25 protein-coding genes, 1 tRNA gene and 1 pseudogene are annotated in these 25,969 nt (G+C 63.7%); 10 read left to right on the forward strand and 17 right to left on the reverse strand.

Annotated features, from left to right (window positions below; translation table 11 throughout):
• Nucleotides 1–280 precede the first annotated feature (280 nt).
• From B586_RS12905 to B586_RS12920, 4 genes are all read left to right on the forward strand, one after another.
• The gene (locus B586_RS12905) at nucleotides 281–1,585 is read left to right on the forward strand and encodes a TQXA domain-containing protein (RefSeq protein ID WP_054879731.1); all 1,305 of its coding nucleotides are present in this window, start codon (nucleotides 281–283) and stop codon (nucleotides 1,583–1,585) included.
• A 68-nt stretch (nucleotides 1,586–1,653) separates the two neighbouring features.
• Nucleotides 1,654–2,586: a cysteine synthase A gene (gene cysK, locus B586_RS12910; protein WP_054879730.1), complete on the forward strand. Its 933-nt coding sequence runs from the start codon at nucleotides 1,654–1,656 to the stop codon at nucleotides 2,584–2,586.
• Nucleotides 2,587–2,588: 2 nt separating this feature from the next.
• Nucleotides 2,589–3,272 (forward strand): serine O-acetyltransferase, encoded by a 684-nt coding sequence (gene cysE / locus B586_RS12915; protein ID WP_054879729.1) that lies wholly within the window; start codon nucleotides 2,589–2,591, stop codon nucleotides 3,270–3,272.
• A gap of 207 nt (nucleotides 3,273–3,479) precedes the next feature.
• The gene (locus tag B586_RS12920; RefSeq protein ID WP_047315108.1) at nucleotides 3,480–5,129 is read left to right on the forward strand and encodes an NAD-dependent malic enzyme; all 1,650 of its coding nucleotides are present in this window, start codon (nucleotides 3,480–3,482) and stop codon (nucleotides 5,127–5,129) included.
• A 41-nt stretch (nucleotides 5,130–5,170) separates the two neighbouring features.
• Here B586_RS12920 and B586_RS12925 read toward each other — a convergent pair.
• Nucleotides 5,171–5,243: transfer RNA gene (locus B586_RS12925), tRNA-Asn, on the reverse strand.
• Between the two features lie 182 nt (nucleotides 5,244–5,425).
• On the opposite strand from B586_RS12925, the gene B586_RS12930 reads away from it, so the two are divergent.
• The gene (locus B586_RS12930) at nucleotides 5,426–5,683 is read left to right on the forward strand and encodes a hypothetical protein (protein ID WP_054879728.1); all 258 of its coding nucleotides are present in this window, start codon (nucleotides 5,426–5,428) and stop codon (nucleotides 5,681–5,683) included.
• A gap of 13 nt (nucleotides 5,684–5,696) precedes the next feature.
• Here the strand turns inward: B586_RS12930 and dnaG are convergent, their stop codons facing one another.
• Both dnaG and B586_RS12940 read right to left on the reverse strand, forming a co-directional pair.
• On the reverse strand, nucleotides 5,697–7,625 hold the full coding sequence (gene dnaG / locus B586_RS12935) for a DNA primase (protein WP_054879727.1): 1,929 nt from the start codon (nucleotides 7,623–7,625) through the stop codon (nucleotides 5,697–5,699).
• A gap of 122 nt (nucleotides 7,626–7,747) precedes the next feature.
• On the reverse strand, nucleotides 7,748–9,037 hold the full coding sequence (locus tag B586_RS12940) for a deoxyguanosinetriphosphate triphosphohydrolase (protein ID WP_156406773.1): 1,290 nt from the start codon (nucleotides 9,035–9,037) through the stop codon (nucleotides 7,748–7,750).
• Nucleotides 9,038–9,186: 149 nt separating this feature from the next.
• Here B586_RS12940 and B586_RS12945 point away from each other — a divergent pair, with 149 nt between their 5' ends.
• Entirely contained in the window at nucleotides 9,187–11,160 is a 1,974-nt protein-coding gene (locus B586_RS12945; RefSeq protein ID WP_054879726.1) for a TPM domain-containing protein, read from the forward strand.
• A 133-nt stretch (nucleotides 11,161–11,293) separates the two neighbouring features.
• Here the strand turns inward: B586_RS12945 and B586_RS12950 are convergent, their stop codons facing one another.
• The 6 genes and pseudogenes from B586_RS12950 to B586_RS12980 all read right to left on the reverse strand — a co-directional run bounded on the left by B586_RS12950 (nucleotide 11,294) and on the right by B586_RS12980 (nucleotide 16,011).
• Nucleotides 11,294–11,578, reverse strand: coding sequence for a WXG100 family type VII secretion target (locus tag B586_RS12950; protein WP_047315104.1), 285 nt, complete (start codon nucleotides 11,576–11,578; stop codon nucleotides 11,294–11,296).
• Between the two features lie 58 nt (nucleotides 11,579–11,636).
• Nucleotides 11,637–11,933: a WXG100 family type VII secretion target gene (locus B586_RS12955; RefSeq protein ID WP_054879725.1), complete on the reverse strand. Its 297-nt coding sequence runs from the start codon at nucleotides 11,931–11,933 to the stop codon at nucleotides 11,637–11,639.
• 133 nt (nucleotides 11,934–12,066) lie between these two features.
• Nucleotides 12,067–12,375, reverse strand: coding sequence for a hypothetical protein (locus B586_RS12960; protein WP_082607745.1), 309 nt, complete (start codon nucleotides 12,373–12,375; stop codon nucleotides 12,067–12,069).
• 363 nt (nucleotides 12,376–12,738) lie between these two features.
• Nucleotides 12,739–13,425 (reverse strand): alkaline phosphatase family protein, encoded by a 687-nt coding sequence (locus B586_RS22790; RefSeq protein WP_054879723.1) that lies wholly within the window; start codon nucleotides 13,423–13,425, stop codon nucleotides 12,739–12,741.
• Nucleotides 13,426–13,502: 77 nt separating this feature from the next.
• Nucleotides 13,503–14,216, reverse strand: a pseudogene (locus B586_RS22110) (alkaline phosphatase family protein); the annotation flags it as partial.
• 610 nt (nucleotides 14,217–14,826) lie between these two features.
• Nucleotides 14,827–16,011, reverse strand: a complete 1,185-nt coding sequence (locus B586_RS12980) for a PPE family protein (RefSeq protein ID WP_054880920.1) — start codon at nucleotides 16,009–16,011, stop codon at nucleotides 14,827–14,829.
• Nucleotides 16,012–16,375: 364 nt separating this feature from the next.
• Between B586_RS12980 and B586_RS22795 the strand changes: the two genes are divergently transcribed.
• On the forward strand, nucleotides 16,376–16,705 hold the full coding sequence (locus B586_RS22795; protein ID WP_168162538.1) for a transposase: 330 nt from the start codon (nucleotides 16,376–16,378) through the stop codon (nucleotides 16,703–16,705).
• 57 nt (nucleotides 16,706–16,762) lie between these two features.
• On the opposite strand, the gene B586_RS12985 is transcribed toward B586_RS22795, so the two are convergent.
• Nucleotides 16,763–18,142: a glycine--tRNA ligase gene (locus B586_RS12985; protein ID WP_047315099.1), complete on the reverse strand. Its 1,380-nt coding sequence runs from the start codon at nucleotides 18,140–18,142 to the stop codon at nucleotides 16,763–16,765.
• Nucleotides 18,143–18,321: 179 nt separating this feature from the next.
• On the opposite strand from B586_RS12985, the gene B586_RS12990 reads away from it, so the two are divergent.
• Both B586_RS12990 and B586_RS12995 read left to right on the forward strand, forming a co-directional pair.
• A complete protein-coding gene (locus B586_RS12990) occupies nucleotides 18,322–18,774 on the forward strand; it encodes an ArsR/SmtB family transcription factor (RefSeq protein WP_054879721.1) in 453 nt (150 codons plus the stop codon).
• Between the two features lie 49 nt (nucleotides 18,775–18,823).
• Entirely contained in the window at nucleotides 18,824–19,216 is a 393-nt protein-coding gene (locus tag B586_RS12995) for a Fur family transcriptional regulator (protein WP_047315097.1), read from the forward strand.
• A 21-nt stretch (nucleotides 19,217–19,237) separates the two neighbouring features.
• On the opposite strand, the gene B586_RS13000 is transcribed toward B586_RS12995, so the two are convergent.
• The 3 genes from B586_RS13000 to recO are packed head-to-tail and all read right to left on the reverse strand — an operon-like array spanning nucleotide 19,238 to nucleotide 21,373.
• Nucleotides 19,238–19,666, reverse strand: coding sequence for a hypothetical protein (locus tag B586_RS13000; protein WP_047315096.1), 429 nt, complete (start codon nucleotides 19,664–19,666; stop codon nucleotides 19,238–19,240).
• Nucleotides 19,666–20,556, reverse strand: coding sequence for a decaprenyl diphosphate synthase (locus tag B586_RS13005; protein WP_047315143.1), 891 nt, complete (start codon nucleotides 20,554–20,556; stop codon nucleotides 19,666–19,668). Before B586_RS13005 ends, B586_RS13000 begins: the two co-directional genes overlap by 1 nt.
• Nucleotides 20,549–21,373 (reverse strand): DNA repair protein RecO, encoded by an 825-nt coding sequence (gene recO / locus B586_RS13010; protein WP_047315142.1) that lies wholly within the window; start codon nucleotides 21,371–21,373, stop codon nucleotides 20,549–20,551. Before recO ends, B586_RS13005 begins: the two co-directional genes overlap by 8 nt.
• Before the next feature lie 61 nt (nucleotides 21,374–21,434).
• Here recO and B586_RS13015 point away from each other — a divergent pair, with 61 nt between their 5' ends.
• Nucleotides 21,435–22,889, forward strand: a complete 1,455-nt coding sequence (locus tag B586_RS13015; RefSeq protein WP_047315095.1) for an amidase — start codon at nucleotides 21,435–21,437, stop codon at nucleotides 22,887–22,889.
• On the opposite strand, the gene era is transcribed toward B586_RS13015, so the two are convergent.
• The 4 genes from era to ybeY are packed head-to-tail and all read right to left on the reverse strand — an operon-like array spanning nucleotide 22,886 to nucleotide 25,951.
• Nucleotides 22,886–23,788, reverse strand: coding sequence for a GTPase Era (gene era / locus B586_RS13020; RefSeq protein ID WP_054879720.1), 903 nt, complete (start codon nucleotides 23,786–23,788; stop codon nucleotides 22,886–22,888). The two genes, B586_RS13015 and era, sit on opposite strands and share 4 nt — an antisense overlap.
• A gap of 9 nt (nucleotides 23,789–23,797) precedes the next feature.
• Nucleotides 23,798–24,118 carry a hypothetical protein gene (locus B586_RS13025; RefSeq protein ID WP_054879719.1) on the reverse strand — a complete coding sequence of 107 codons (321 nt, stop codon included), beginning with the start codon at nucleotides 24,116–24,118 and terminating at the stop codon, nucleotides 23,798–23,800.
• Nucleotides 24,111–25,418, reverse strand: a complete 1,308-nt coding sequence (locus B586_RS13030) for a hemolysin family protein (protein ID WP_054879718.1) — start codon at nucleotides 25,416–25,418, stop codon at nucleotides 24,111–24,113. Before B586_RS13030 ends, B586_RS13025 begins: the two co-directional genes overlap by 8 nt.
• Entirely contained in the window at nucleotides 25,415–25,951 is a 537-nt protein-coding gene (ybeY, locus tag B586_RS13035; RefSeq protein WP_054879717.1) for an rRNA maturation RNase YbeY, read from the reverse strand. The genes B586_RS13030 and ybeY overlap by 4 nt, the downstream gene beginning before the upstream one ends.
• Nucleotides 25,952–25,969 lie beyond the last annotated feature (18 nt).

Raw genomic sequence — 25,969 nt, forward strand, 5'->3', positions numbered from 1 at the left:
CGCGGGTCTCAAATTCTGACCGCCGGTCGCTCAATCCGATACATGCACATACCGTCGCACGATGCCCTATAGTGGGGCTATGCATCAGCCCACACAGCCGCGCTTTGTCCTTACGCGCCGCCTCGTCGTGGACTGTTGTTGTCGTTGTTGCTGATTCCTGACGCCGTTAACGCTCTCAGCGATCGTCGCGTTCTCCCCCGCAAACGGGTGCTATGCCAGTCTGCCCGGCGGCATCGAGACGCGCGCCACGCAACTCGTCCTTCAGGAAGACCAACAACCGATGACCGTGTTGTCCATATCCACTCGCGCCCTGACCCAGGTGGTGACCCGCCGACGCATCACGGTGCGGCCAGCCGCCGACCTGCCGCAGATGACTCGCTACCGAGGCGGCACCTACTCCCACACGGTCGACACGATTGTGTTCGCCGACGGCACGTGCGCGCGCACCGATCTGATCAGACTCAACCCCAACCTGCATGCCTACTCGCTCGATTTCACCGGCATCGCACCGCACCATCCGTCGCGTTATCGCGTGGGAACGTTCTCAGCACTGCCGCACCTGAGCGCACGCGTCTGCGAGGTCGAGGTGGACTGGATTTTGCGCCACTCCTTTCCGATGCGCTCCATCACCGACCTGAGCCGACGGCTACGTGAGGCCGGCTACCCACTAGGGCCGGCCAATATCAGCGAACATGAAGCAATTGCGGCAACCCAGGCCGCGATCTGGTATCTGACCAACGGCCTGGCTCTTGATACTCGGCCGCGGAACGTGCCCGTCGCGGTGCATCGCGGCCCTGGACCGGTGATCACGTTCGAATTCGACGGTGAACCACAGCTCGGCGGCTATTCTGCATGGACCGCCGCGGACGCCCCGATCGACTTGAAGCTGCAAAAATCGGCCAATGGCGTTGTCTGGCAAGATGTTTCCGGCTCACAGCTGGCCGTACCCGCCGGCACCGGCCGTCACCAACGGACACTTGGCGTCGGTAGCACACTGTCGGCTAGCAGCCACAGCCGCGGTGGGCGCGGTTACCGCTACTACCGATTGATCACCACCACCGATGGCGCCGCCCCGACAATCGATCACGTCGACTTCTGGTTAACCGGCACTCGCCACTACCACAACGCCGACCGAGTTGTGCACCTCTACAACTACTTGCTCGCGGGCGCAGGCCAAGCCCTGCGCCAAACCGATGAACCGGGCCTAGTCGACACGAACGCCATCGCCGAATCCGAACTCGTGGGCCCCTTCCAGGTGCGAATCCCGCTGATGCTCAACGCTAGCGACGGTCACACGCTCGTCGACACCTACGGCTACGCCATCGACGGCATCATCCAACCGGGAACAGACTTCTACCTACGCCGAGCGGCGGGCACGTCGACGACAACGCTGACCGCAACCACGCCGCATAACGTCGCCGGTCGAGTACTAACCGCAGTGGCGCTCGAGACGACACCACAGCGGCTAACACCCATTGCCCTAGCCATCCCCACCGAAATGGCCATAGAGTTCGACATTAGTTGGGAGGTCAACGAGGCTGAGCTGTTTGGAGAAGCCGAGACTCTTGGAGACGAATGTCGATGAGCCGCGCTGGCGACGATGCAGTGGGGGCACCTCCCAGCCGCGAAGCGGCGAGGAGGCGAGCGGCGCATATGAGCATTGCCGAGGACGTCACACAATTAGTCGGTAACACGCCACTGGTCCGGCTGCGCCGCGTCACCGACGGTGCACTGGCTGACGTCGTCGCGAAGCTGGAGTCGTTCAACCCCGCCAACAGCGTGAAGGACCGTATCGGCGTGGCCATGATCGACGCGGCCGAGGAAGCGGGCTTGATCAAGCCGGACACCATCATCCTTGAGCCGACAAGCGGGAACACCGGCATCGCGCTGGCCATGGTGTGCGCGGCGCGTGGCTACCGCTGCGTGCTAACCATGCCCGAGACGATGAGCATCGAGCGACGAATGCTGTTGCGAGCGTATGGCGCCGAACTCATCTTGACTCCGGGCGCCGATGGCATGTCGGGCGCCATCGGCAAGGCCGAGGAATTGGCGAAGACCGACGAACGGTATTTCATACCACAGCAATTCGAAAACCCGGCGAACCCAGCCGTCCACGCCGTCACAACCGCCGAGGAAGTGTGGCGCGACACTGACGGCAAGATTGACATCTTCGTTTCTGGGATCGGGACCGGGGGCACCATCACCGGTGTTGCCCAAATCATTAAGGAGCGCCGGCCCGCCGCGCAGTTCGTCGCCGTCGAGCCCGCCGCGTCGCCGGTGCTGTCCGGTGGCCAGAAGGGTCCGCACCCGATTCAGGGCATCGGTGCTGGATTCGTCCCGCCGGTGCTGGACCTGGGCCTGGTCGACGAGATCGTCACCGTCGGCAACGAAGAAGCGCTCGATCTGGCCCGCAGGCTGGCCAAGGAAGAGGGACTGCTGGTCGGCATCTCCTCGGGCGCGGCCGTTTGCGCCGCCCTACACCTGGCCCGCCGGCCAGAGAATGCAGGAAAGCTGATCGTCGTCGTACTGCCCGATTTCGGTGAGCGGTATCTGAGCACGGTGCTGTTCGCCGACTTGGCCGACTAGCCATGTTTACGACAATCCGGCGTGATATCGAGGCGGCGAGACAGCGGGATCCGGCGCAGCCCACGGTGGCCGAGGTTATCTTCTGCTATCCGGGCGTGCACGCCGTCTGGGGCCATCGGGTCAGTCACTGGTTGTGGGGCCGTCGCGCCAGGCTGGCGGCGCGCGCGTTCGCCGAACTCACCCGCATCCTGACTGGGGTCGACATCCACCCTGGTGCCGTGCTCGGAGCCGGCCTGTTCATTGATCACGCGACCGGCGTGGTGATCGGGGAAACCGCGGAGGTGGGCGACGACGTCACCATGTTCCATGGCGTCACTCTCGGCGGCACCGGCCGGGAGACGGGTAAACGTCACCCGACCATCGGGGATCGCGTGACCATCGGCGCCGGCGCCAAGGTCCTCGGTGCGATCAAGATTGGTGAGGACAGCCGGATTGGCGCCAACGCGGTCGTGGTCAAGGATGTCCCAGCAAGCGCTGTGGTTGTCGGGGTTCCCGGACAGATCATCAGCCGCGCCGGCCCAGCCAACGAGGACGACTCCGTGCTGCCCGATCTGGTGGGCGTCAGCCTGCAATCCCTGCTCACCAGGGTGGCCAAGCTGGAGGCCGAGGGCGGCGATTCGCAAACCGACCGCGTCATCCGGCCGCCCGAAGCCGGGGTGTGGCACGGCGAGGACTTCTCCATCTGACCGCGAAAGTGCAACTGGCGACACCCACTCGCGGGCGATTAGGTCGGCAGTTGCACTTTCGCGGCCACGTGGAATGCCAAACTTCGACGACGGAGCCGGGCACCGGGCGGTGACGCCCGAACGGTAGGTTTCAAATGCTCGTCAAGATGCGTTCATCTCGATCAGCGTTACCGTGATCTCACGCGCCACACACCTACGGAGGTTTTGATGAGCGACGCCCGCACGCCGCTAATCCCGGTCGCGATGTCCTCACCAACCCTCAACCGTGGGGTGGGCTTCACTCACGAGGAGCGGCGACGGCTCGGACTGACCGGCCGACTGCCGTCGGCCGTACTAACGCTGGAACAACAAGCCGACCGCGTCTGGATTCAATTGCAAAGCCTGGCAACTGATCTGGGTCGGAACCTACTTCTTGAGCAGCTGCATTACCGACACGAACTGCTCTACTTCAAGGTGCTGGCCGACCATTTGCCGGAGCTGATGCCGGTGGTCTACACGCCTACCGTCGGTGAGGCCATCCAGCGCTTCTCCGATGAATACCGTGGGCAGCGGGGACTCTTTCTGAGCATCGAGGAACCGGACGACATCACCGCTGCCTTCCAAACCTTTGGATTAGGGCCCAACGATGTCGACCTGATCGTCTGCACCGACGCCGAGGCCATCCTCGGTATCGGCGACTGGGGCGTGGGTGGCATCCAAATCGCGGTGGGCAAACTCGCGCTTTACACCGCCGGCGGTGGAATCGATCCGCGCCGCTGTCTTGCGGTGTCCTTGGATGTCGGGACTGATAATGAACAACTGCTGCAGGACCCGTTCTATCTCGGCAACCGCCATGCGCGCCGCCGCGGCGCCGAATACGACGAATTCATCAAACGCTACATCGAGACCGCGAACCGGCTGTTTCCGCACGCGATCCTGCATTTCGAGGACTTCGGGCCGATCAACGCGCGGAACATCCTGCGGACCTATGGCGGCGACTACTGCGTGTTCAATGATGACGTGCAGGGCACCGGCGCCGTGGTCGTGGCCGCCGTGCACGGCGGTTCCCGGGTCACCGGTATCCCGCTGCGCGACCAGGTGAGCGTTGTCTTCGGAGCCGGGACCGCCGGGATTGGTGTGGCCGATCAGATCCGTGACGCCATGATCGACGACGGCGCCACCGTCGAGCAGGCCACGTCGCAGATCTGGGCGATCGACAAGCAGGGTCTGCTGTTCGACGACATGGACGACCTACGCGACTTTCAGGTGCCCTATGCGAAAGACCGCCGACAGCTCGGTGTGGCTGCTGGGGAGCGGGTCGGACTGGTCGACGCGATCAAGATGGCATCACCCACACTCCTGCTCGGCTGCTCGACGGTTTTCGGTGCGTTCACCCGGGAGGTTGTCGAGACGATGGCAGCGTCCTGCGAGCGCCCGATGATCTTCCCGTTGTCCAACCCGACCTCACGCATGGAGGCCATGCCGGCCGACATTCTGGCGTGGTCGAACGGCAGGGCGCTGGTGGCTACCGGCAGCCCGGTCGCCCCTGTTGAATACGACGAGCACACCACCTTCACCATTGGCCAAGCCAACAACGCGCTGGTGTTTCCCGGACTCGGAATGGGCATTATCGTGGCCGGTGCCAGGCGGCTAACCCAGGGAATGCTGCACGCCGCAGCCAAGGCCATTGCCCGCCAAGCCAGTCCGACGAATCCCGGGGATTCGCTGTTGCCGGATGTGCGGAACTTGTGCGCCATCTCGAGCGCGGTCGCTGCAGCTGTCTATGACGCCGCCGTCGAAGACGGGGTCGCGACCAGGATCCAGGCCGATGTCGCGCAAGCCATCCGTGACGCCACGTGGCGACCAGTTTACGAATAGGCCCCTCGCCGGCAGCACGCCACGTATGCGGCTAACCACAGCTCCCCCGGGAGGACTCGAACCTCCAACCGTTCGGTTAACAGCCGAATGCTCTGCCAATTGAGCTACAGGGGACCGCTCGGTCCACGCAAACGATGGCGCAGATCGCGGGACGACTCTAGCGTACTGGCCCACCCGAACCCAAGAGCGGACCAGGCCACTAGCCGTCGGCCACCGCGACTAGCCGGATTGGGCGCGCACGCACCCAGGCGCGTGAGGCAGGATGGAGCCAGCCGCACCGTCGTGGGAGGAACGTTTTGATCCGGTATGTCATCGTGCTTGGACTGGGTTATGTGCTGGGCGCGAAAGCTGGCCGCCGCCGCTACGAGCAGCTCGTCGGCACCTATCGCGCGCTTACCGGCAGTCCCATTGCCAAGTCGATGATCGAAGGCGGGCGCCGCAAGGTCGCCAATCGGATCTCACCTGACACGGGGTTCGTGACCCTGACCGAAATCGACAACCAGACCACTATTGTCGAACGCCCTGCTGAGTGGCGGGCGAACGGCGCGAACTGAGGCCAACACCACCTCAGGCGGTCAGATCGTCGCCGCTGGCTTGCTCTAACAGGCTGCGTCGATAGGCTTCCATGGCGACCAGGTCGCCGAACAGCTCGTGATACTCGTCTCCCTGGTCAATCGGCGACATGCGCTGCAACTTGGATTTCACCTCGGCGATCTGCCGGCCCATCCACACTTCCTGCAGGCGAGCCAGCACACCGCCGATATAGCGCGGCAGCTTCTCGTCGTCGACCTGGATCGCCTCCACGCCCAGCTCGTTGATCAGACCGGCGGTCAGCGCCGATGTGGTGTGCTGGCGGACCACGTCAATCCATTGCGCTCCGGTGATGCCGGCCGACGTCCCGCCCGCCGCGTCGATGGCCGCGCGAACGGCGCCGTAGCCGGGATGAGTGAAGCTCTCGACGGTCAGCGTGTCGAACACTGGGCCCGCCAGCGCCGGGTACTGCAGAGCCGATTTCAACGCCTCACGCTGCGGCCACAGCGTTGGGTCACGTGGGTCGGGACGGGCGGCGGGGTGTTCGGTCGGAACACTCGGCGGCGGCACGGATGGTGACTGCTCAACGCTCGCGCTGCGCCGTCTGGTGCGTTCCGGCGCGCCACGTCGGTTGGCCTCTTCGCGCACTCGGGCAAGTACTTGCCCTTCGTCCGACCACCCCGTCCAGCCCGCCAGGCGTCGCGCGTATTCGTCGCGCAACGCATAGTCCCTAATCCGAGCAACCAGAGGAACGGACCTGCGCAGCGCATCCACTTTCGCCTGCGGTTCGTCGTCAAGAACCATTCCGTCGGGAATCAAACTTCGAATTGCGAATTCGAACATTGGTTTGCGACGAGCAACCAGGTCTCGTAATGCCTGGTCACCGGAGCGCAGCCGGAGGTCGCACGGATCCATGCCATCGGCAGCGACGGCGACGAACGATTTACCGGCAACCTGCTGGTCGCCGTCGAATGCCTTCAGCGCCGCTGCCTGCCCAGCCGCGTCGCCATCGAAGACAAAGATCAATTCGCCCCGATACCAGTTGTCGTCCATCATCAGCCTGCGCAGCATTGCCAGATGTTCGTCGCCAAACGCCGTGCCGCACGACGCGACCGCGGTGGTGACCCCGGCCAGATGCATCGCCATCACGTCGGTGTAGCCCTCGACCACAACGGCCTGATGCCCCTTGGCGATATCGCGCTTAGCCAAGTCGATGCCAAACATCACCGACGACTTCTTGTACAGCAGCGTCTCGGGTGTGTTGACGTACTTGGCTTCCATCGGGTCGTCATCGAACAGCCGCCGGGCGCCGAACCCGATCACTTCACCCGCCGAGGTGCGGATCGGCCACAACAGCCGACGGTGAAAGCGGTCCATTGGGCCACGGCGCCCTTGCCGGGATAACCCCGCAGCCTCCAGCTCTTTGAATTCAAAACCCTTGCGTATCAGATGTTTTGTCAGTGAATCCCAACCCGACGGCGCGAATCCGCAGCCGAAATGACGGGCGGCCTGCGCATCGAAATTGCGCTCCGTGAGGTACTGGCGAGCCGGTGCCGCCTCGTCCGACTCCAGCGCGGCGGCATAAAACTCCGCTGCGGCCGCGTTGGCCGCGATGAGCCTGCTGCGACTACCGCGGTCGCGCTGCACGCTGGTGGCCGGGCCGGAATAGGTGATCGTGTGGCCAATCCGGTCGGCCAGCATCTCGACCGCCTCGACGAAGCTGACGTGTTCGATCTTTTGGATGAACGCATACACGTCGCCGCCTTCACCACAGCCAAAGCAGTGGAAGTGGCCATGGTTTGGGCGGACATGAAACGACGGTGATTTCTCGTTGTGGAACGGGCACAGGCCTTTAAGCGAATCGGCGCCGGCGCGCCGCAATTGGACGTAATCGCCGACGACTTCCTCGATGCGGACCCGTTCGCGGATGGCGGCGATATCGCGATCTGGGATCCGGCCGGCCATCGGCTCAGTCTAGAACGCCGGGTTCGGCTCGCTGCATCGCCAACACCGTGGATCTAGCAAGAGCAACAGGGTGGCAACGGCACCGAGTTTGAGCATGACGGGTTGTCTAACCCGACTACGTGCTACGGACTCGCCTGACCGGCGTCGATGCGCTCCAGCCGACCTTCGGTATACGAGGCGATCTGATCGACGATGACCCGCCAGCGGGCGCCGTCGTCGGCAGCGGTGGTGAACGCCGTGGCAAAGACCGGGTCGAGGGTGCGTGGCGCCCCGGAGTACAGCCAATTCGCTACCCGGTGGATACGCTCGCGCTGCCGGGCCTGGCCTTCCAGATGCCGCGGATCGGACATGATGAACTGCAGTGCCAAGATTTTCAGCACCGCGACCTCCGCACGTACGAGATCGGGCACCTGCAGGTCGGCCTGGTAGCGCACCAGCGGTCCCGGACCGGCCACCGCACGGGTGGCCGCGATCGCGGCCGAGGCAAACCGGCCAACCAGCTCACTGGTTAATCGCTTGAGTGCGACCGACGATGCCAACGTGGCGTCGTACTTGCCGACCGCGGCGACCACAGGCAGCCCGGACAACCGGCGCGCGGCCGCCATCAATTCGTCGGCACTCACCCGGGAGAATTCGCCCTCCCCCAGCTTGGCCAGCGCAGCGGCCCCGTCATCGTCAGCGAGCACGCGCAGGTCGATCCGCTGCGAAACAACGCCGTCCTCGACATCGTGGACGGAGTAGGCGACATCGTCAGCCCAGTCCATCACCTGGGCTTCCAGGCACGCGCGAGCCACCGGCGCGCCTACGCGGACCCAGTCCGCGGGATCGCGGTCGTCCTCGTAAAACCCGTACTTGCTTCTCCCATTTCCAAGCCCGTCTGCACGCGTCCATGGATATTTGGTGACCGCGTCCAGGGCTGCGCGAGTCAGGTTTAACCCCACGCTATACCCTTGTGCATCAATGACTTTGGGCTCAAGGCTGGTCAGGATTCGGAAATTCTGCGCATTGCCCTCGAAGCCGCCGTAGCCGGCTGCCACCTCATCGAGCGCGCGTTCACCGTTGTGCCCATATGGCGGGTGGCCGATGTCGTGGGCCAGTCCAGCCAGCTCAACGAGGTCGAGGTCGCAGCCCAGCCCGACCGCCATGCCCCGTCCGATCTGGGCCACTTCCAGCGAGTGGGTCAGCCGAGTGCGCGGAGTGTCTCCCTCGTGAGGCCCCACGACCTGCGTCTTGTCCGCCAACCGTCGCAGCGCCGCGCTGTGCAGCACCCGGGCCCGGTCCCGAGCGAACTCGGTGCGGTGCTGGCCTTCGCTACCCGGCAGACCCGCAGTCTTCGGCGCTTCATGCACCCGCCGCTGACGGTCGAAGTCGCCGTAGGGGTCTTGCTGATACGTGTTCGCCTTCTTAATCACCGCAGCACAGTCTGCCAGGGACGGCCACGAGAGGACCGAGGCAGAGCCGTCGCGCCCTTCGGGCCCGCATCGTCGCCGGGCTCGACTTGATTGCCCGCCTCCTCCTCGCGCCCCTTCGGCGCGCATCGTCGCCGGGCTAAATTACCCATATGCGCATTACTCGCCTGTTCACCGTAGTCCTGGTGATCATCACCGCCGGGCTGCTGCTGGCACCGCCTGCTGGCGCGCAACCACCGTTCCGGCTGCCGAAGTACGTCACCGACAACGCGGGCACGCTGTCAGAATCCGGTCGCACCGCCATCACGTCAGCCATCGACAAGCTGTATGAAGATCGCCAGATCCGGCTGTGGGTGGTCTACGTTGACGATTTTTCCGGCCAGAGCGCGGTGAACTGGGCGCAACGCACCATGCGCGCTAGCGAATTAGGCGACTACGACGCTTTACTCGCCGTAGCCACCACCAGTCGGGCGTATGCCTTCCTGGTGCCCTCCACGTTGCCGGGCGTCAGCGAAAGTCATGTAGATAACCTACGGCACAATCAGATCGAGCCGGCACTGCGCAACGGCGACTGGAGCGGCGCGGCAGTAGCTGCGGCCAACGGGCTCAACAGGTCCTCCAGTGCGTCAGGACGGGTCATGCTGCTAGTTGCACTGGGCGTCATCACCGCCGCCGTGGTGGTCTTGCTGGTTGTCATGCGTTACCGCCGTCGCCGACGGCGCGCTGCCGCGTTGGCCGCGGCACGACAAGTCGACCCTACCGACACGAATGCGCTGGCTGCCGTGCCGCTGGAAGCCCTCGACGATCTGTCCCGGTCGATGGTGGTGGAGGTCGACAACGCGCTGCGCACCAGCTCCCATGAGCTCGCAGTGGCGGTCGACGAGTTCGGCGACGATCGGACCGAACCCTTCACCAAGGCGGTGCTCAACGCTAAAGCGGCTCTGTCCCAGGCGTTCACGGTGCGCCATCAACTTGACGATGGCACGCCATTGACCGCGGCACAGCGCCGCCAACTGCTCACCCAAGCGATCGTGTCCGCGGCGCGCGCCGACCGCGAACTGGAGTCACAAACCGAGGCATTCGAGACGCTACGGGATTTGGTGATCAACGCCCCGTCGCGACTCAATGGGCTGACCGAGCAGTACGTCGAACTCACCGCGCGCATCAGCCCAGCCGAGCAGCGACTGGCGGAGCTGCACAACGAATTCGCCCCTGCCGCATTGGCCTCGGTGTCCGGTAATGTCGCGGCCGCCAAGGAGCGGCTGACGTTCGCTGACCGTAACGTCAGTTCGGCCCGTGATCTGGCCGCGCGGCCAGCGAGTGGACAGCAGACTGGTTTGGTGGATGCGGTCCGCGCCGCCGAGGCGGCGCTCGGGCAAGCTCGGGCACTGCTCGATGCGGTGGACAACGCGGCTAGCGACATCCGGCATGCCGTAGCCGCGTTGCCGACGGTCGCGGACGACATCCAATCGGGCATCATGCGCACCAACGAACAACTGCACAAGGCACAGCACGCCAAATCTCTGCACACTGGGGAATTGGTCGCCGCGCGCGATGCGGCGGCCCGAGCCCTAGACGGCGCCCGCGGGGCTGGCTCCGCCGATCCGCTGGCCGCGTTTGCCCAGCTGACCACAGCCAACGCGGACCTTAACCGGTTACTGGACACTCTGGCCGAAGAGCAGACAGCCGCCGATCGGCTCAGCCGTAGTTTCGAACAAGCGTTGTTCACCGCACAGGCACGGGTAGGCGCGGTCTCCGACTACATCGATACCCGCCGCGGCAGCATCGGGCCTGAGGCTCGGACCCGGCTCGCCGAAGCGAAACGGCAGCTCGAGACCGCACTAGAAAAGAAAACGACCAACCTTACCGAAGCGATTGCCTACGCCAACGCGGCGTCGACGCTGGCTGCTAACGCGCAGTCGCTGGCTAATGCCGACGTGCAGTCTGCCCAGCGCGCCTACACCCGGCGCGCGGGCGGCGACGCCGGTGCGATGATCGGCGGGATCATCATCGGCGACCTGCTAAGCGGAGGTTTGCGGGGCCGGATGGGGATGGACGGCTGGATCCCCACCTCATTCGGTGGCTCGTCCGACGGCGGCCTTATCGGCGGCGGCGGACGATTTTGAGCGGCAACTAGATCCGCGAGTCGACAAATAACGGCGCCCGCCCGCGGACATCAGATATCCCGTGGGCGGGCGCACGCCATCGATTGCACACGAGCACCGGGGCATCGGTGCGTCGCCGCGAATCGATTCTTCTTCAGGCCCAGCTCGAGCCGACGGCGCTGTCAGTGCTGGCCATGCTGCTACCGGCGGCTTGCACCTTCTGACCGTGGGCGTTGGCCTGCTCGTAAATCACCTGGAAATTGCGACCCAGCTGCGTGATGAATTCCTGGCAGGCCACCGAGCCCGCGCCGCCCCAGAAGTCCCCGGCAGCCAGCACATCGCGGACGATAGCCTGGTGCTCGGCCTCTAGCGAGGCGGCCTGCGCACGGATCAACGCGCCGTGGGCATCGACATCGCCAAACTGGTAATTGATCGTCATTGTTCATGTCCTCCTGAGTTGAAAGTGTTGTGCTGCAGCAGATTTCGCCATGCGGACGTTAGCTGCCGAGGACCCGCTGCGAGGCGTGCTCTTGCTGCTCGTAGTTGTTGGCGTCACGGGCCAGCCCGTCACGTACCCCGTGCAGCATGTTCACGATGTTGGTGAACGCTTGATTCATCTGCCCCATAGTGTCGTACGAGGTCGCCTGGGCAATACCGCTCCAGCCCGCCCCAGCGATGTTCATCGACGATGCCCACATCTTGGCAGCCTCGGCCGACACCGTCTGTGCGTGCATCTCAAACCGACCCGCCATGCTGCGCATCGCGTCCGGATCTGTCATAAAACGTGTTGCCATGTTGCCTGTCTCCTTATTCCTGGACTTCTCAGTAGCTGCAACTTGTCGTACGGATCGGCTGCTGCGTCTGCCGGCTACCGGGGACCCTGAAGCCGCCAATTATCTGTGAAAAACCGACAGTCTTCCCCCTCTCTCAACCGGCCGCCGGAGAATGCGGTATCACACTGCTGCTGCGCGGCACGTCGAACCGAGGTTCGGCTTCCCACTCGCCCCACTCATCCCACTCGTCCATTCCTTCAGTGGTCGCATCTGAAATTCCTTCGGCCGCAACAACATCGGCGTCGGCGCCCTCCCCAGGTTCCGATGCCCAATGGTCATAGTCGTCCGGCGGAACGGCAACGCCCCAGCTGAGCGGCACCGACAACCCGCCGAGCATGCCTGACTCGCCCCGAACCGCCGATACGGCGTCAGGCGGCAAGGGCGGCCCAAGAGGCAAAAGCACGCTGTCCCCTTCCACAGCAGAATCCAATACCTTCAAACTCGGTGGCGAATACTCGCCAGCCAACACTTCGCATCGTAAGACAATCCGCGGGGCAATATATTGAATTCTCCAATTTCGATTGTCATTGCAACTCGGCTGTCGCCAACGCGGATCGAGAACCGCGGCGTCATGCGGCGGCTGCGGGCCTGCGCCCGGCGTGGTACCAACAAAACGCCTGGTCAGTGGCTTGGGATCGGCGCCGCGAGGGCGCGGAACGACTAACCGGCAGCCCGTCCCGCAGCCTGCAGCGGCCACCGGGAATCCTGCGGATGGCCACGGGTTGGGCACACATTGAGCAGCTTCGACAGTTGGCGTACCCGGTGGTCAACGTTGACGGGTTGGGCCGGGCGGTGTGTCGACCTGGTCGTGGATCACCGTCCCGTCCTGGCTGAACGGTGAAATCACGAAACAGCGAACCCGAAGGTCCCGGCCGAAATAGCGCGGAGCCGCTGGCCTTATTGACCTCACAGGTGTTGCAAATCCATTTATCCAGGGCGCCCGAAACCAGGGCTGTTCGGATGGGGTGGGTAGGGGCCCGGCCGTAGCGGGCCAACTCGGACGCCGCGTCGCCAGCCAGCCGTCGTTATTGTCAGTGTTCCATGACCCGTTCTCCTGAATCCATTGGCGGCCAAGGTAGTTGATGCACTCGCCAACGTCCGGTGGGCTCGTGGTGATGTCGATACGATGCGGCGTCGTGACGCCGTTGAGATCAAGCGATTGCGTCAGCGGTAACTTCGCCAAAAATTTCTCGACGAGATATCGAAGTGGTTGGACTTTGGCTTCACCAAATCCGTCTTCCTTCGCGCATTTCTGCTCACCGCCATATTTTGCGACGGTATTGCTTGAAACACGGCCTGGCCGATCGAAATCTGGAATTGATGCCTTCACCGTCGACCCGAGCACTACATTGGGTACGCACTGCGGCAGTTTCGGAATCGCACCCACCACCGGGTAGCCCAAATTGGGTCTCGACGGGTTTGGTGGAACAGCGACGTTGAATGCCGTGGTCATATCGCCGACCGACCTTGGGCAGACCGCGGCTATACGGAGAAATAACGAAACACGGCACCCGAAAACCCCAGGCACGGAACCGCCGGCAGCTTGTTGTGCTTGACATCAAGAGCGAAGCTGCTCGGGTAGCTCGGTGCGCTGCCATTGCGGGCCACGTCCGACGTCGGATTTGCGGCTTGCTTGAAATCGTTTATCAGCCCGTTGTAGCCGACGATGGCGTCGTTGAGCGGCCCAAGCAGTTTGTTCTGGTACACCTTCCAGCTGACCCCGGCGATGCTGAGGTTCTCCAGCATGATGGTCCAGCTGAGCTGGAACAGCGGTTAGATGATGGACTCAATCAGCTGCGGTCCACCGTTGAGGCCGTCAGGATCGAAGTAATGGACCGGAAGGTCCTGGCGCGTGTATTAGCCCATCGTCACCGGCACATTGCCCTGAAACGGACTGTTCCCAACCTGCGCCGGCAGCCAGTTGTCGTTGGGACCGCCATTCCATGATTGGTGCATGGCGATCCACCCGTGGTCGGGGTCAAGCGCTTTGGTCAGCGGGTTCCAGCACTTTTGCTGGAACGCCGGCGACGGAGTGTTGAACCCATTGGTGCCAGAGGGCGTCCCGAAATAGTGATCGAACGACCTGTTCTCCTGAATCAACAACACGAAGTATTCGATGTCGGTTAAATGATCGGGACACGGCCTAGCGCCGTAAACCTTTTCGATCACCGGACCAGCCAGGAACATCAGAGCCCCGGTGCTGGTAGCGGTGGCGACTTTAGCCAGGAACTCTCGACGGGACATTCTGCCGATTGGATTGCGGCCCACTACCCACCCTTCCTCGAAGGCCCCGTGACCGCATTGCCGATCACGGTATAGTCACGTCACCGATCAGCCAGAACACGCCGATCGGCGTGTCGTGCGGTGGACTTCGACGTCCACCCGCGGACGCGGGCACACGAGTCTTGGTGCGCACGGTTTACTTGGCAGCATTCACCACCACCTCGCCTTCCGGAGCACGACGAGAACTCAAATCAGCGCAGCCGCGCTGCATGTCGTGATAACGCAGGCATTCGTTGAGATCCTGCTCCTAGCCAACTCGCGGCGCCCACAAGAACCGCCGGACTACGCCTGATCTGGCGAAAATATCTGTGCGACAACAACTTTTTGGTGACAGCCGGCATGTCACCACGGCGCGGAAAGCCCGCTTCGGCGAGCAGCTCCGTACGCGCCATGATCCACGGCTAATATCTCGAGAGCAGCAGCCAGCCGTCCTCGGCCGGTCTTTGGCTCGCTGAAGCGCTTGTAACGACTTGTAGAAAGCTTGGTACTGCAGCGATATTCGGCCCGAAAGGATCGTCCCAACTGGATGATTCCGGCACGCCACCGATTAATTGTCGTCGCGCGAGCCGCCCTATCCGACCCCGGTGCGTGGCACCACGCTGGGCCGCGACTGCACCACATGCGGACTCGCGCCACCGCGGCCCATCATCCCGCCGGGCATACCCCCGCCGCCCATACCCATCGGCATCGGCATCATCGGCATACCGCCACCGGTAGGAGCCTCTGCCATCGCCGCAGGCATCGCCCCCAACCCCGACATCGCCGAACTCACCATCCGAGCCGGCATTGACCCCTGCCACGTCGGCGGCACCGACATCGCCCCCACCAACCGCGCCTGACCCAAACCCGCCGACATCCCCGAACCCAATCCCCCACCGACACCGCCCAGCGGCTTCATATCCGGCACAGCCGTGCCCGCGAACTTCGGCACATCGGCCCCTAAGCTCGCGGTAGAACCAGCCAACGCGGCTGTGCTCCCATTCGCCCCTTGCATCATCAGCGACATCAGCGGCGAAATCGCCATGCTGGCCGGATACGCGGCCACCTGGGCCACCGACGATAGCTGCGACAACGGCAGCTGGGCGACCAACGACTCCACCGTGGACACCGCGCCCGGCAACGCCGCGACCGCCGACTGCACCTGCGTGGTCAACCCAGTCCACGCCGCTAATCCCGCCGCTGACACGTCCGAGACCGCCTGCGACACCACCCCCGTCAACGCCGCCAAATTCAGCGGCGGCGCACTAAACGGCGTCAACGTCGATGCCACCGACGTCGCCCCCAGGAAATACGCCACCATCGCGGCCACATCCTGAGCCCACATCTCCACATACTGAAACTCCGTGGCCGCGATCGCTGGAGCGTTAATACCGAAGATGTTTGTCGCCAATAACGACGACAACGCTGTCCGATTCGCCGTCACCGCCACCGGCGGCACCGTGGCCGCCAACGCCGACTCAAACGCCGTCGCCGCCGCTCGAGCCTGACTAGCCGCTAACTCTGCCTGTCCCGCCGCCGCGCTCAACCACCCCACGTACGGCGTCGCCGCCGCCGCCATCGACACCGATGCCGGACCCGCCCACTGCCCACTGGCCAACCCCGCAATCACCGAGGCGAATGACGACGCCGACGCCTGCAAATCCGATGCCAGCCCATCCCAGGCCGCCGCCGCCACAAACAACGGCCCCGAACCCGCCCCAGCAAAGATTCGCGCGGAGTTAATCTCGGGCGGCAACCATGAAAAATCCAGAGCCATCACAACCTCAATCCAACAAATCGTGGCGGCGTCTCCGACAACCACTACTCACCCGACAACCACCCAGTTCTACCGCCGGATCGTAGGACAATCCCCCGTCAAAATCCCCGCTTTTACCAAACCTTTTTCCACCGTCCCGGTAACGCCAGGCCGCAGCTCGTATCACCGCCTTGACGGGCCCAGAGGACCCTTACGACCCCGCCAAACAAGGTGTCACGTCATTCAACAACAACAACGGATTCTGACGGTGAGGCATACAGGCGATGAACGGCAGTTGACTTCGCGGATTTGAGCGTGGAAAGAGACGACCATCTGTGCGGTCAGCGGCGCATTACGCGACGCACCGGCTGGGTACCTCAGCAAAGTGCTTAGAAACGGTCCCAGAACGAGCTCAAGTCGAGCGATTTCCCGACCATTTGGCCCTCCGTCAACGGGTTATTCCCAGCCACCCGGCCACGCGTTACCCCCAACACGCCGACCGCACAACACCCCTGAAACATGCCCCCAACACCGCCGTAAGGATGCCGCTGCCCGGCTGGAGCGCCACCATCATCGTGTCGTCAATATGCGCCGCCATTTCCTGCACCAGGTATCAGGCGAGTTGGTCAAGACCCACGACCGGCTCGTCGTCGAAACCTCAACGTGGCGGGCATGCTGGCCGGGGCACCAATGCCCGCCGACGGGACGGTGCTGACCAACACCCTGATGTTGGTGAAACCAGCCCGGACTCAACCGAGTAGTTCGACACGCTTTAGCTGCCCTTGAGCCGCACCGCGAGATAATCGGCAACACCTGCCATCGCGACCCGCTCCTGTGTCATGGCGTCACGCTCGCGCACGGTCACGGCATTGTCGTCAAGTGAGTCGAAGTCCACTGTCACACAGAACGGCGTACCAACCTCGTCTTGGCGCCGGTAGCGTCGCCCGATGGCGCCGGCGTCGTCGAATTCGATGTTCCAGCATTTGCGCAATTCCGCGGCCAAGTCACGGGCTATGGGACTCAAATCGGCGTGCCGGGATAGCGGCAGCACAGCGGCCTTAATCGGCGCCAACCGCGGATCCAGTCGAAGCAGCGCACGTTTATCCGTCCCGCCCTTGGTGTTTGGGGCTTCATCCTCGGTGTAGGCATCAATCAAGAACGCCATGAACGATCGCGTCAGACCGGCCGCCGGCTCGATGACATACGGCGTGTACCGGGTATCGTTGACCTGATCGTAGAACGACAGATCAACGCCGGAATACTTTGCGTGCGTCGACAAGTCGAAGTCGGTTCGGTTGGCAACACCTTCCAATTCGCCCCAGGGGTTACCGACAAAGCCGAACTTGTACTCGATATCGACGGTGCGGTCGGAATAGTGCGACAACTTGTCCTTCGGGTGTTCGAACAGTCGCAGGTTCGCACGCTCGATGCCGAGTTCGACATACCACTGCATCCGCGTGTCGATCCAATACTGGTGCCAGTCCCTCGCGGTCGATGGCTCCACGAAAAACTCCATCTCCATCTGTTCGAACTCTCGGGTGCGGAAGATGAAGTTGCCCGGGGTGATCTCGTTGCGAAAACTCTTGCCAATCTGCCCGATACCGAACGGCGGCTTGCGGCGAGCGGTCGTCACCACGTTGGCAAAGTTGATGAAGATGCCCTGCGCTGTCTCGGGCCGCAGATAGTGCAGCCCCTCCTCAGTCTCGATCGGTCCGAGATAAGTCTTGAGCATCATGTTGAACTCGCGCGGCTCTGTCCACTGGCCGGGCTCGCCGGTGTCTGGATCGCGGATATCGGCCAGGCCGTTGGGCGGCGGCTGCCCATGTTTGGCTTCGTAAGCCTCGATCAGATGGTCGGCACGGTAGCGCTTGTGGGTGATCAACGACTCCACCAGCGGGTCGTGGAAGACCTCGACGTGGCCGGACGCCACCCATACCTGCCGCGGCAGGATGATCGACGAATCGATTCCCACCACATCGTCGCGGCCGGTCACCACCGAGCGCCACCACTGGCGCTTGATGTTCTCCTTGAGCTCTACACCTAGCGGACCGTAATCCCACGCCGATTTTGTGCCACCGTAGATCTCGCCCGCAGGATAGACAAAGCCGCGCCGCTTGGCCAGGTTGACTACTGTGTCGATGACGGATGCCACGAGGCAGGGCACTCCTTTTCTGATCAGGACGGTCGCGCAGCGGCGAACCGTGTGCGCAAAGCATCAGTCATGTTAGCGATCGCCGCCACCGTCTTTGACATGCGTCATCATGCATGTGACAGTGGGATTACCCTAACGAACTCGATACCAGGCACTGCTCGAAGGTGATGACCTAAAATATGGTGACGTCCCCGTCAACATCGACCACCGCTGACCACCCATCCGCGACCGTGACCGCCGACTTAAGCTCAGGTTTAGTTGGGGGTCACGAGCACGGCGCTGATGGGATTTCGAGGCTAGCGGAGTACCCCGCGCCCCCACCGCGGGAGATTCTGGACGCGGCCGGAGAGTTGCTGCGCGCGCTGGCCGCACCCGTGCGCATCGCCATCGTGCTGCAACTGCGCGAATCGCAGCGGTGCGTTCACGAACTGGTCGACGCACTGGGCGTACCACAACCGCTGGTTAGCCAACACCTGAAGATCCTCAAGGCAGCGGAGGTAGTCGCCGGGGAGCGGTCCGGCCGCGAGGTGCTTTACCGGCTTGCTGACCACCACCTGGCGCACATCGTCGTCGATGCCGTCGCCCACGCTGGCGAGGATCCGCTCAGCGATGAGGAGGAGCGGCGCAGATGACCCCCGCCAGCGACGATGCAGAGCGAAGCGATGAGGAGGAGCGGCGCAGATGACCGGAGCCAGCGTCCGTTCCACCCGACAACGCGCGGCAATATCGACGCTGTTAGAGACGCTTGAGGACTTCCGCTCAGCCCAGGAGCTGCACGACGAGCTGCGCCGTCGCGGCGAGAATATCGGTTTGACCACCGTCTACCGGACCCTGCAATCGATGGCAGCGGCGGGACTGGTCGACACGTTACGCACCGATACCGGAGAATCGGTCTACCGCAGGTGTTCCGAGCACCATCACCACCATCTGGTGTGCCGAGGCTGCGGTTCCACCATCGAGGTCGGCGACCATGAAGTCGAGGCATGGGCGGCGGAAGTGGCCGCCAAGCATGGATTCTCTGACGTCAGCCACACCATCGAGATCTTCGGCACCTGCGCAGAATGCCGGTCCTGAAACTGCCTCAAGGCGCCCAGCTCACGCCGTTAGCGCGCGGCGTATCTGGACACCCGCATCCAGTACCAGCAGGATCAACGTGCGCAGCGCGTCATCGGTCAAGCCGGCACCGGGAAAGTTGTATCTCAGCATCACGTCCGCGGTTTTGAGCCCGGGCTTTCCGGAGTTACGTTGCGCGGCCTGCCCGCTGACCTTCTCGACCAAGGTCACCGTGCCGAGATTGGTATCGCGTGCATACTTTGCCACCTGGTCACTGATCTTCTTGGTCACCGACAAATCCCACGCCAATATTTGAGTGAGTGACACCAAGTCGAGGTCGGAGACGATATTGACCACCCGCAACGAGGCGAACGTACCGTCAATTCGCACCGTAAGCGCGCCGTCAGGTTCCTCCTCGGCGGGTAACACGCCGCGAAGAACCAATGCGAGTCGCTCTTGCAACGAGGGCATTATGCGCTCCCGAAGCGTCGATTGCGTGACGCGTATTCCTCGCACGCCGCCCACAAGTCGCGGCGGTCATAGTCGGGCCACAACTTGTCCTGGAAGATGTATTCGGCATACGCCGCCTGCCACAGCATGAAATTGCTGGACCGCTGCTCCCCCGAGGTCCGCACGAAGAGATCGACATCGGGGATGTCTGGCCGCTGCAGGTGCCGTGTGATCGTGGACTCGGTGATCCGCTCCGGATTGAGCCGGCCCGCAGCTGCCAGACGAGCGATTTCTCTTGTGGCTTCTGCGATCTCGGTGCGACCGCCGTAATTAACGCAGTAATTGATAGTGATGACGTCGTTGCCCGCCGTCATATGTTCCGCAATTGCCAATTCATTGATGACGCTGCGCCATAACCGCGGTCGTGACCCGACCCACCGGATCCGGACCCCGATCTCCTTGAGATTCTCCCGGCGCCGTCGCACTACATCACGGTTGAAACCCATCAGGAAACGGACCTCCTCGACGGACCGCTTCCAGTTCTCAGTAGAGAAGGCATAGAGACTGAGCCACTTGATCCCGAGTTCGATAGCGCCGCAGGCGACGTCGATGACCACCGCTTCGCCCATCTTGTGACCCTCGGTGCGGTGCAGTCCGCGTTGGTTGGCCCAACGGCCATTGCCGTCCATCACGATGGCGACATGAGTCGGCAATTGGGCGGCCGGGATCCGTGGAGCGACGGCTTTCGACGTGTGCTGCGGCGGTCGCCTCGGCCCGCCGTCGGGTGATGGCGGCAGCGTCGGGAAGACAACCGGCCACGTCGACTTGTCGGGAAAGGTCGGGTAGTCGTCGGGCGCGGCGGGCAGCTGCGGAAAATCCGTGGACTTTAGTTTGCGCTCGTTCCTAACCACAGGCCCCATCCTGCCCGACCAGCCCTGCCTGCCTGACCAGCGCTGCGCGCCGCTCAGCGATGGAACGATCGACCTGGTACGACTGATGTGGTCGTTCCACCAGCGGCAACGTTTTCAGCTGCCGTTCCAGATGCCACTGCAGGTGTGCGGCCACCAATCCGCTGACGTGGCTGCGGTGGGACTGCGGCGCCGCCTCGGCGGCTTCCCAATCGCCGTCGTGCAGCGCAGACATCAGTTCCAGCACACCCAGCGGCGGTGTCGTCGAACCGGCCGGACGGCAATGCGCGCAGACGCTGCCCCCAGCGGTGATGTGAAACGCCCGATGCGGACCGGGTGTGGCACAGCGGGCGCACTCGGTCAGCGCTGGAGCCCATCCGGCGATCCCCATGGCACGCAGCAGATAAGCATCTAACAGCAGATCGCGAGGCCGGCTTCCGTCAGCCACCGCGCGCAGCGCGCTCACCGTGAGCCGATGCAGAGCCGGGGCGGGCGCCCGTTCTTCACCAGCGAGACGTTCGGCGGTTTCCAGCATCGCGCACCCGCAGGTGTAGCGGCCGTAGTCGTTGACGATGTCGGTGGCGAACGCATCAATCGAGACGACCTGGGTGACGATATCGAGGTTGCGCCCGGGGTGCAGTTGCGCGTCGATATGCGCGAAGGGCTCCAGGCGGGCGCCGAATTTACTGCGAGTGCGACGCACACCTTTGGCCACCGCACGCACCAGCCCGTGATCGCGGGTCAACAAGGTGACGATCCGGTCGGCTTCGCCGAGCTTGTGCTGGCGCAGCACTACCGCCCGGTCCCGATACAGCCGCATCACAACAGTTTTGCACCCCACCGCGATATCGCGGGTATCCGCGCCGATAGTCTCGTAACCCGTGGTTGGCGCTTCTGGGTCCGCTTCTGGGCCCACCTCTGCATCCGGCGATCAGCGCCTGCCCACCCTCACCGACTTGCTTTACCAACTGGCCACGCATTCCGTGACTGCCCAAGAGTTGGTGCAACGTTCCCTGCAGGCCATCGAGGTCAGCCAGCCCACGTTGAACGCTTTCCGTGTGGTACTCACCGAGTCCGCGCGGGCCGACGCGGCTGCCGCAGACCGGCGACGGGCCGCCGGCGACACGGCGCCGTTGCTCGGCATCCCGATCGCGATCAAGGATGACGTCGACGTGGCTGGAGTGCCAACCGCCTTCGGCACCGAAGGGCACGTGCGACCCGCCACCCATGACGCCGAAGTCGTTCGCCGTCTGAAGGCGGCCGGCGCGGTCATCGTCGGCAAAACCAACACCTGTGAACTGGGCCAATGGCCATTCACCAGCGGCCCCGGATTCGGCCATACCCGCAATCCCTGGTCGCGTCAGCACACACCAGGTGGATCGTCCGGCGGTAGTGCGGCCGCGGTGGCCGCGGGCCTGGTCACCGCCGCCATCGGCTCCGATGGCGCCGGCAGCGTCCGGATCCCCGCAGCATGGACGCACCTGGTGGGCATCAAACCGCAACGCGGGCGCATCTCCACCTGGCCGTTGCCGGAGGCATTCAACGGCATCACGGTCAACGGCGTGCTAGCCCGCACGGTGGCCGATGCGGCGTTGGTGCTCGACGCGGCGTCCGGCAACGTTGAGGGCGACCGGCACCAACCACGCCCGGTGACGGTATCCGACTACCTCGGCATCGCGCCTGGTCCGCTCAACATCGCGCTGTCAACCCGGTTCCCGTTCACCGGGTTTCGGGCCAAGTTGCACCCCGAGATCCTGGCCGCGACGCAGCTGGTGGCTAAGCAACTTGAGCTGCTTGGCCACACCGTAGTAACCGGCAACCCGGACTACGGCCTGCGGCTGTCGTGGAACTTTCTTGCCCGGTCCACCTCCGGCCTGGTGGACTGGCAGGAACGGCTGGGCGACGGCGTCGCCCTGGACCGTCGCACCGTGGCCAATCTGCGCACCGGCCATGTGCTCGGGGAGGCGGTTCTACGCAGCGCGCGCCGGCACGAAGCCGTCGACCAGCGTCGCGTCGGTTCGATCTTCGACATCGTCGACGTCGTCCTGGCGCCAACTACCGCGCAGCCACCACCACTGGCACGCACCTTCGACCGGTTGGGCTCCTTTCGCACCGATCGCGCCATGATCGCCGCGTGCCCGGTGACGTGGCCGTGGAACGTGCTGGGCTGGCCGTCGATCAATGTGCCAGCAGGGTTCACCGCCGAGGGGTTGCCAATCGGTGTGCAGCTGATGGGACCAGCAAACAGCGAGGGCATGCTGATCTCGCTGGCCGCCGAACTGGAAGCCGTTTGCGGTTGGGCGACCAAGCAGCCGCAGGCGTGGTGGGAGAGTTAAAATCCTAGTCGGCCAAGCTGTTTCGGGTCGCGCTGCCAGTTCTTGGCGACCTTGACATGCAAGTCGAGATAGATCTTGGTCCCCAGCAACTTCTCGATCTGGCCGCGGGCCGCGGTACCCACCTCCCGTAACCGGGCACCGCCCTTGCCGATGACGATTCCCTTCTGACTTGGCCGCTCGACATAAAGCACAGCGTGCACGTCAATCAGGTCGTCACGGCCCGCCCGCGGGCTGACCTCGTCGATCACCACCGCCAGCGAATGTGGCAGCTCGTCGTGCACTCCTTCCAGCGCGGCCTCGCGGATCAGCTCTGCCATCAGAAGCTCTTCCGGCTCGTCGGTCAGTTCACCGTTGGGGTAATACGCCGGGCCCGACGGCAATGCCGCGGCCAGCACGTCGATCAGCACGTCGACCTGTTCACCCGTCACCGCCGACACCGGAACGATCTCGGCTGCGTCGGTAACGAGGTCGCTGACGGCGACCAGTTGTGCGGGCAGCCGGTCCTTGGGCACTTTGTCGAGCTTGGTGACGATAACGACGAGCGTCGTTTTCGGGGCGACCGACCGGATCTGGTCGACAATCCAGCGATCTCCCGGACCGATTGCCTCGTCAGCCGGGATGCACAGTCCGATGACGTCCACCTCGGTATAGGTGTCGCGCACCAAGTCGTTGAGCCGCTTACCCAGCAACGTGCGCGGCCGGTGCAGGCCGGGAGTGTCCACCAGAACGATCTGGAAGTTGTCCTCCCTGTGCACGATCCCTCGAATGGTGTGCCGGGTAGTCTGCGGCTTCATCGATGTGATCGCTACCTTGGCGCCGACCAGCGCGTTGGTGAGCGTCGACTTGCCAGTATTCGGCCGGCCGATCAAACATACGAAGCCCGAACGGAATTCAGCCATGATGAGCCGTCATAACGGGTTCCCGGCTCCATCAGTCAGGATTAGCGCTGCTGTTGGGGCCAGTTCACGGACCGCGGCGATACCCGGATCATCTACGGACCCGGCCACCAGCACGGCAGCCTCCAACCCGCTCGCCCCGCTGGACGCGGCGGCGGCGACCGCCGCCTGCAGGCCGGTCAGCTCGAGCGTTGACAAGGTCACCGGCGCAGCGGCATACGTGCGGCCGTCGACGTCACGGACCGCGGCACCGCTGCCGGCTTCAGCGCGCGCCATCGCAGCCCGCGCCAGGGCCACCAACTTGGCATCCTCAGCGTCCAGCGGCTCAGCCATGTCGACCGCCGCTGGCACCTTCGGAACCGTCGGAGTCGGCTGGGCTCAGCAGCACGGTGCCGATCCGCACCCGCCCCCGAAGATCCGGGCCGCCCTCAGCGTGCAGTCGCAAGCCATGCGATACCACTTCGGCGCCAGGCAGCGGGACCCGGCCCAGTTCCAGAGCCAGCAGGCCGCCCACCGTGTCGACGTCGAGATCGTCGTCGAATTCCATGCCGTACAGCTCACCAACGTCTTCGATCGGCAGTCGCGCCGAAACCCGGAAACGTTTGTCGCCCAAGTCTTCTACCGGAGCTGTCTCAGCGTGATCATATTCGTCGGCGATCTCGCCGACGATTTCTTCCAGCACGTCTTCGATACTGACCAAGCCGGCTATCGCGCCGTACTCGTCGACCAACAGCGCCATATGGTTGCGGTCACGCTGCATTTCACGCAGCAACGTATCCAACGGCTTGGAGTCCGGAACAAACACCGCCGGACGCATCACCTGCGCCACGGTGGTGGCACGGCCGCAATCAGGCGAGAAGAACGTATACTGCACAAGGTCTTTCAGGTACACCACCCCAACGATGTCGTCGACATTCTCGCCGATCACCGGAATACGTGAGTGGCCGCTCCGGACGGCCAGGGTTGTCGCTTGAGCGGCTGACTTGCCACTTTCGATCCAGATCATCTCGGTGCGCGGCACCATCACCTCACGGGCTGGGGTGTCGCCGAGTTCGAAGACTGATTCGATCATCCGACGTTCATCGGCGGCAACCACGCCACGCTGCTGCGCCAGATCGACGACTTCGCGGAGCTCAATCTCGGACGCAAACGGCCCGTTTCGCAGGCCGCGGCCCGGGGTGAGCGCGTTGCCGACAACCACCAGCAACCGGCTGATCGGCATCAACAGCCATGAGATCACCTGCAACGGAAGGGCTGTCGCCAACGAAATGGAATATGCGTTCTGGCGGCCCAGGGTGCGTGGGCCAACGCCGATAACCACGAAGCTGACCACCACCATGGTGGTGGCAGCGCCAAACAAGCCCCAGCCCAGGCCGAGGGTGCCGTAAAGGAACACCACTAGCAGCACGGTCGCAGTGATTTCACATGTGATCCGCAGCAGCACCACCAGGTTGATGTAGCGCGCCCGATCGGCCATCACCGTGAGCAACCGTCCCGCGCCAGGCCGCTCGTCGCGAACTAGCTCCTGCACCCGGGCCAGCGACACGGTGCTGATGGCGGCGTCGATCGCCGCGAACAGCCCGCCCAGTCCAATCAACGCGATCACGCCGAGCAGCTGATTCAGGCCGGTCACGGGTGGTCGAAATACCTTGACTTGTCCAGCAATCGACGGTCCTTCTCGTTCTGACGGTCGTGCTGATAGGCCTGGACCTGTTCGGCCACCCACTCTTCCAGTAATCGGCTCTGCAGGGCGAACATCTCCTTCTCCTCGTCCGGCTCACCGTGATCGTAGCCGAGCAGGTGAAGCACACCGTGAATTGTCAGCAGCGCCAACTCATGTCCGAGGCTGTGGCCCGCCGCAGCCGCCTGCTGCGCGGCGAACGCTGGGCACAGCACAATGTCGCCCAGCATGGAGGGCCCCGGCTCGGGGGCGTCGGGTCGACCACCCGGCTCGAGCTCGTCCATCGGGAAGCTCATGACGTCCGTCGGCCCGGGCAGGTCCATCCAGCGCATATGCAGATCGGCCATCGCCGCGGTGTCCAGCAGCACCATCGACAGCTCCGCGCCTGGGTTGACATTCATTTTGGTGATGACAAACCGCGCGACGCTGACCAGTTCCGCTTCGGAGACGTCGATGCCTGACTCGTTAGATACTTCAATGCTCATAAGATGCTCATAAAACTC

This window comes from Mycobacterium haemophilum DSM 44634 (assembly GCF_000340435.2).
GTDB classification, from domain to species: Bacteria; Actinomycetota; Actinomycetes; order Mycobacteriales; family Mycobacteriaceae; genus Mycobacterium; species Mycobacterium haemophilum.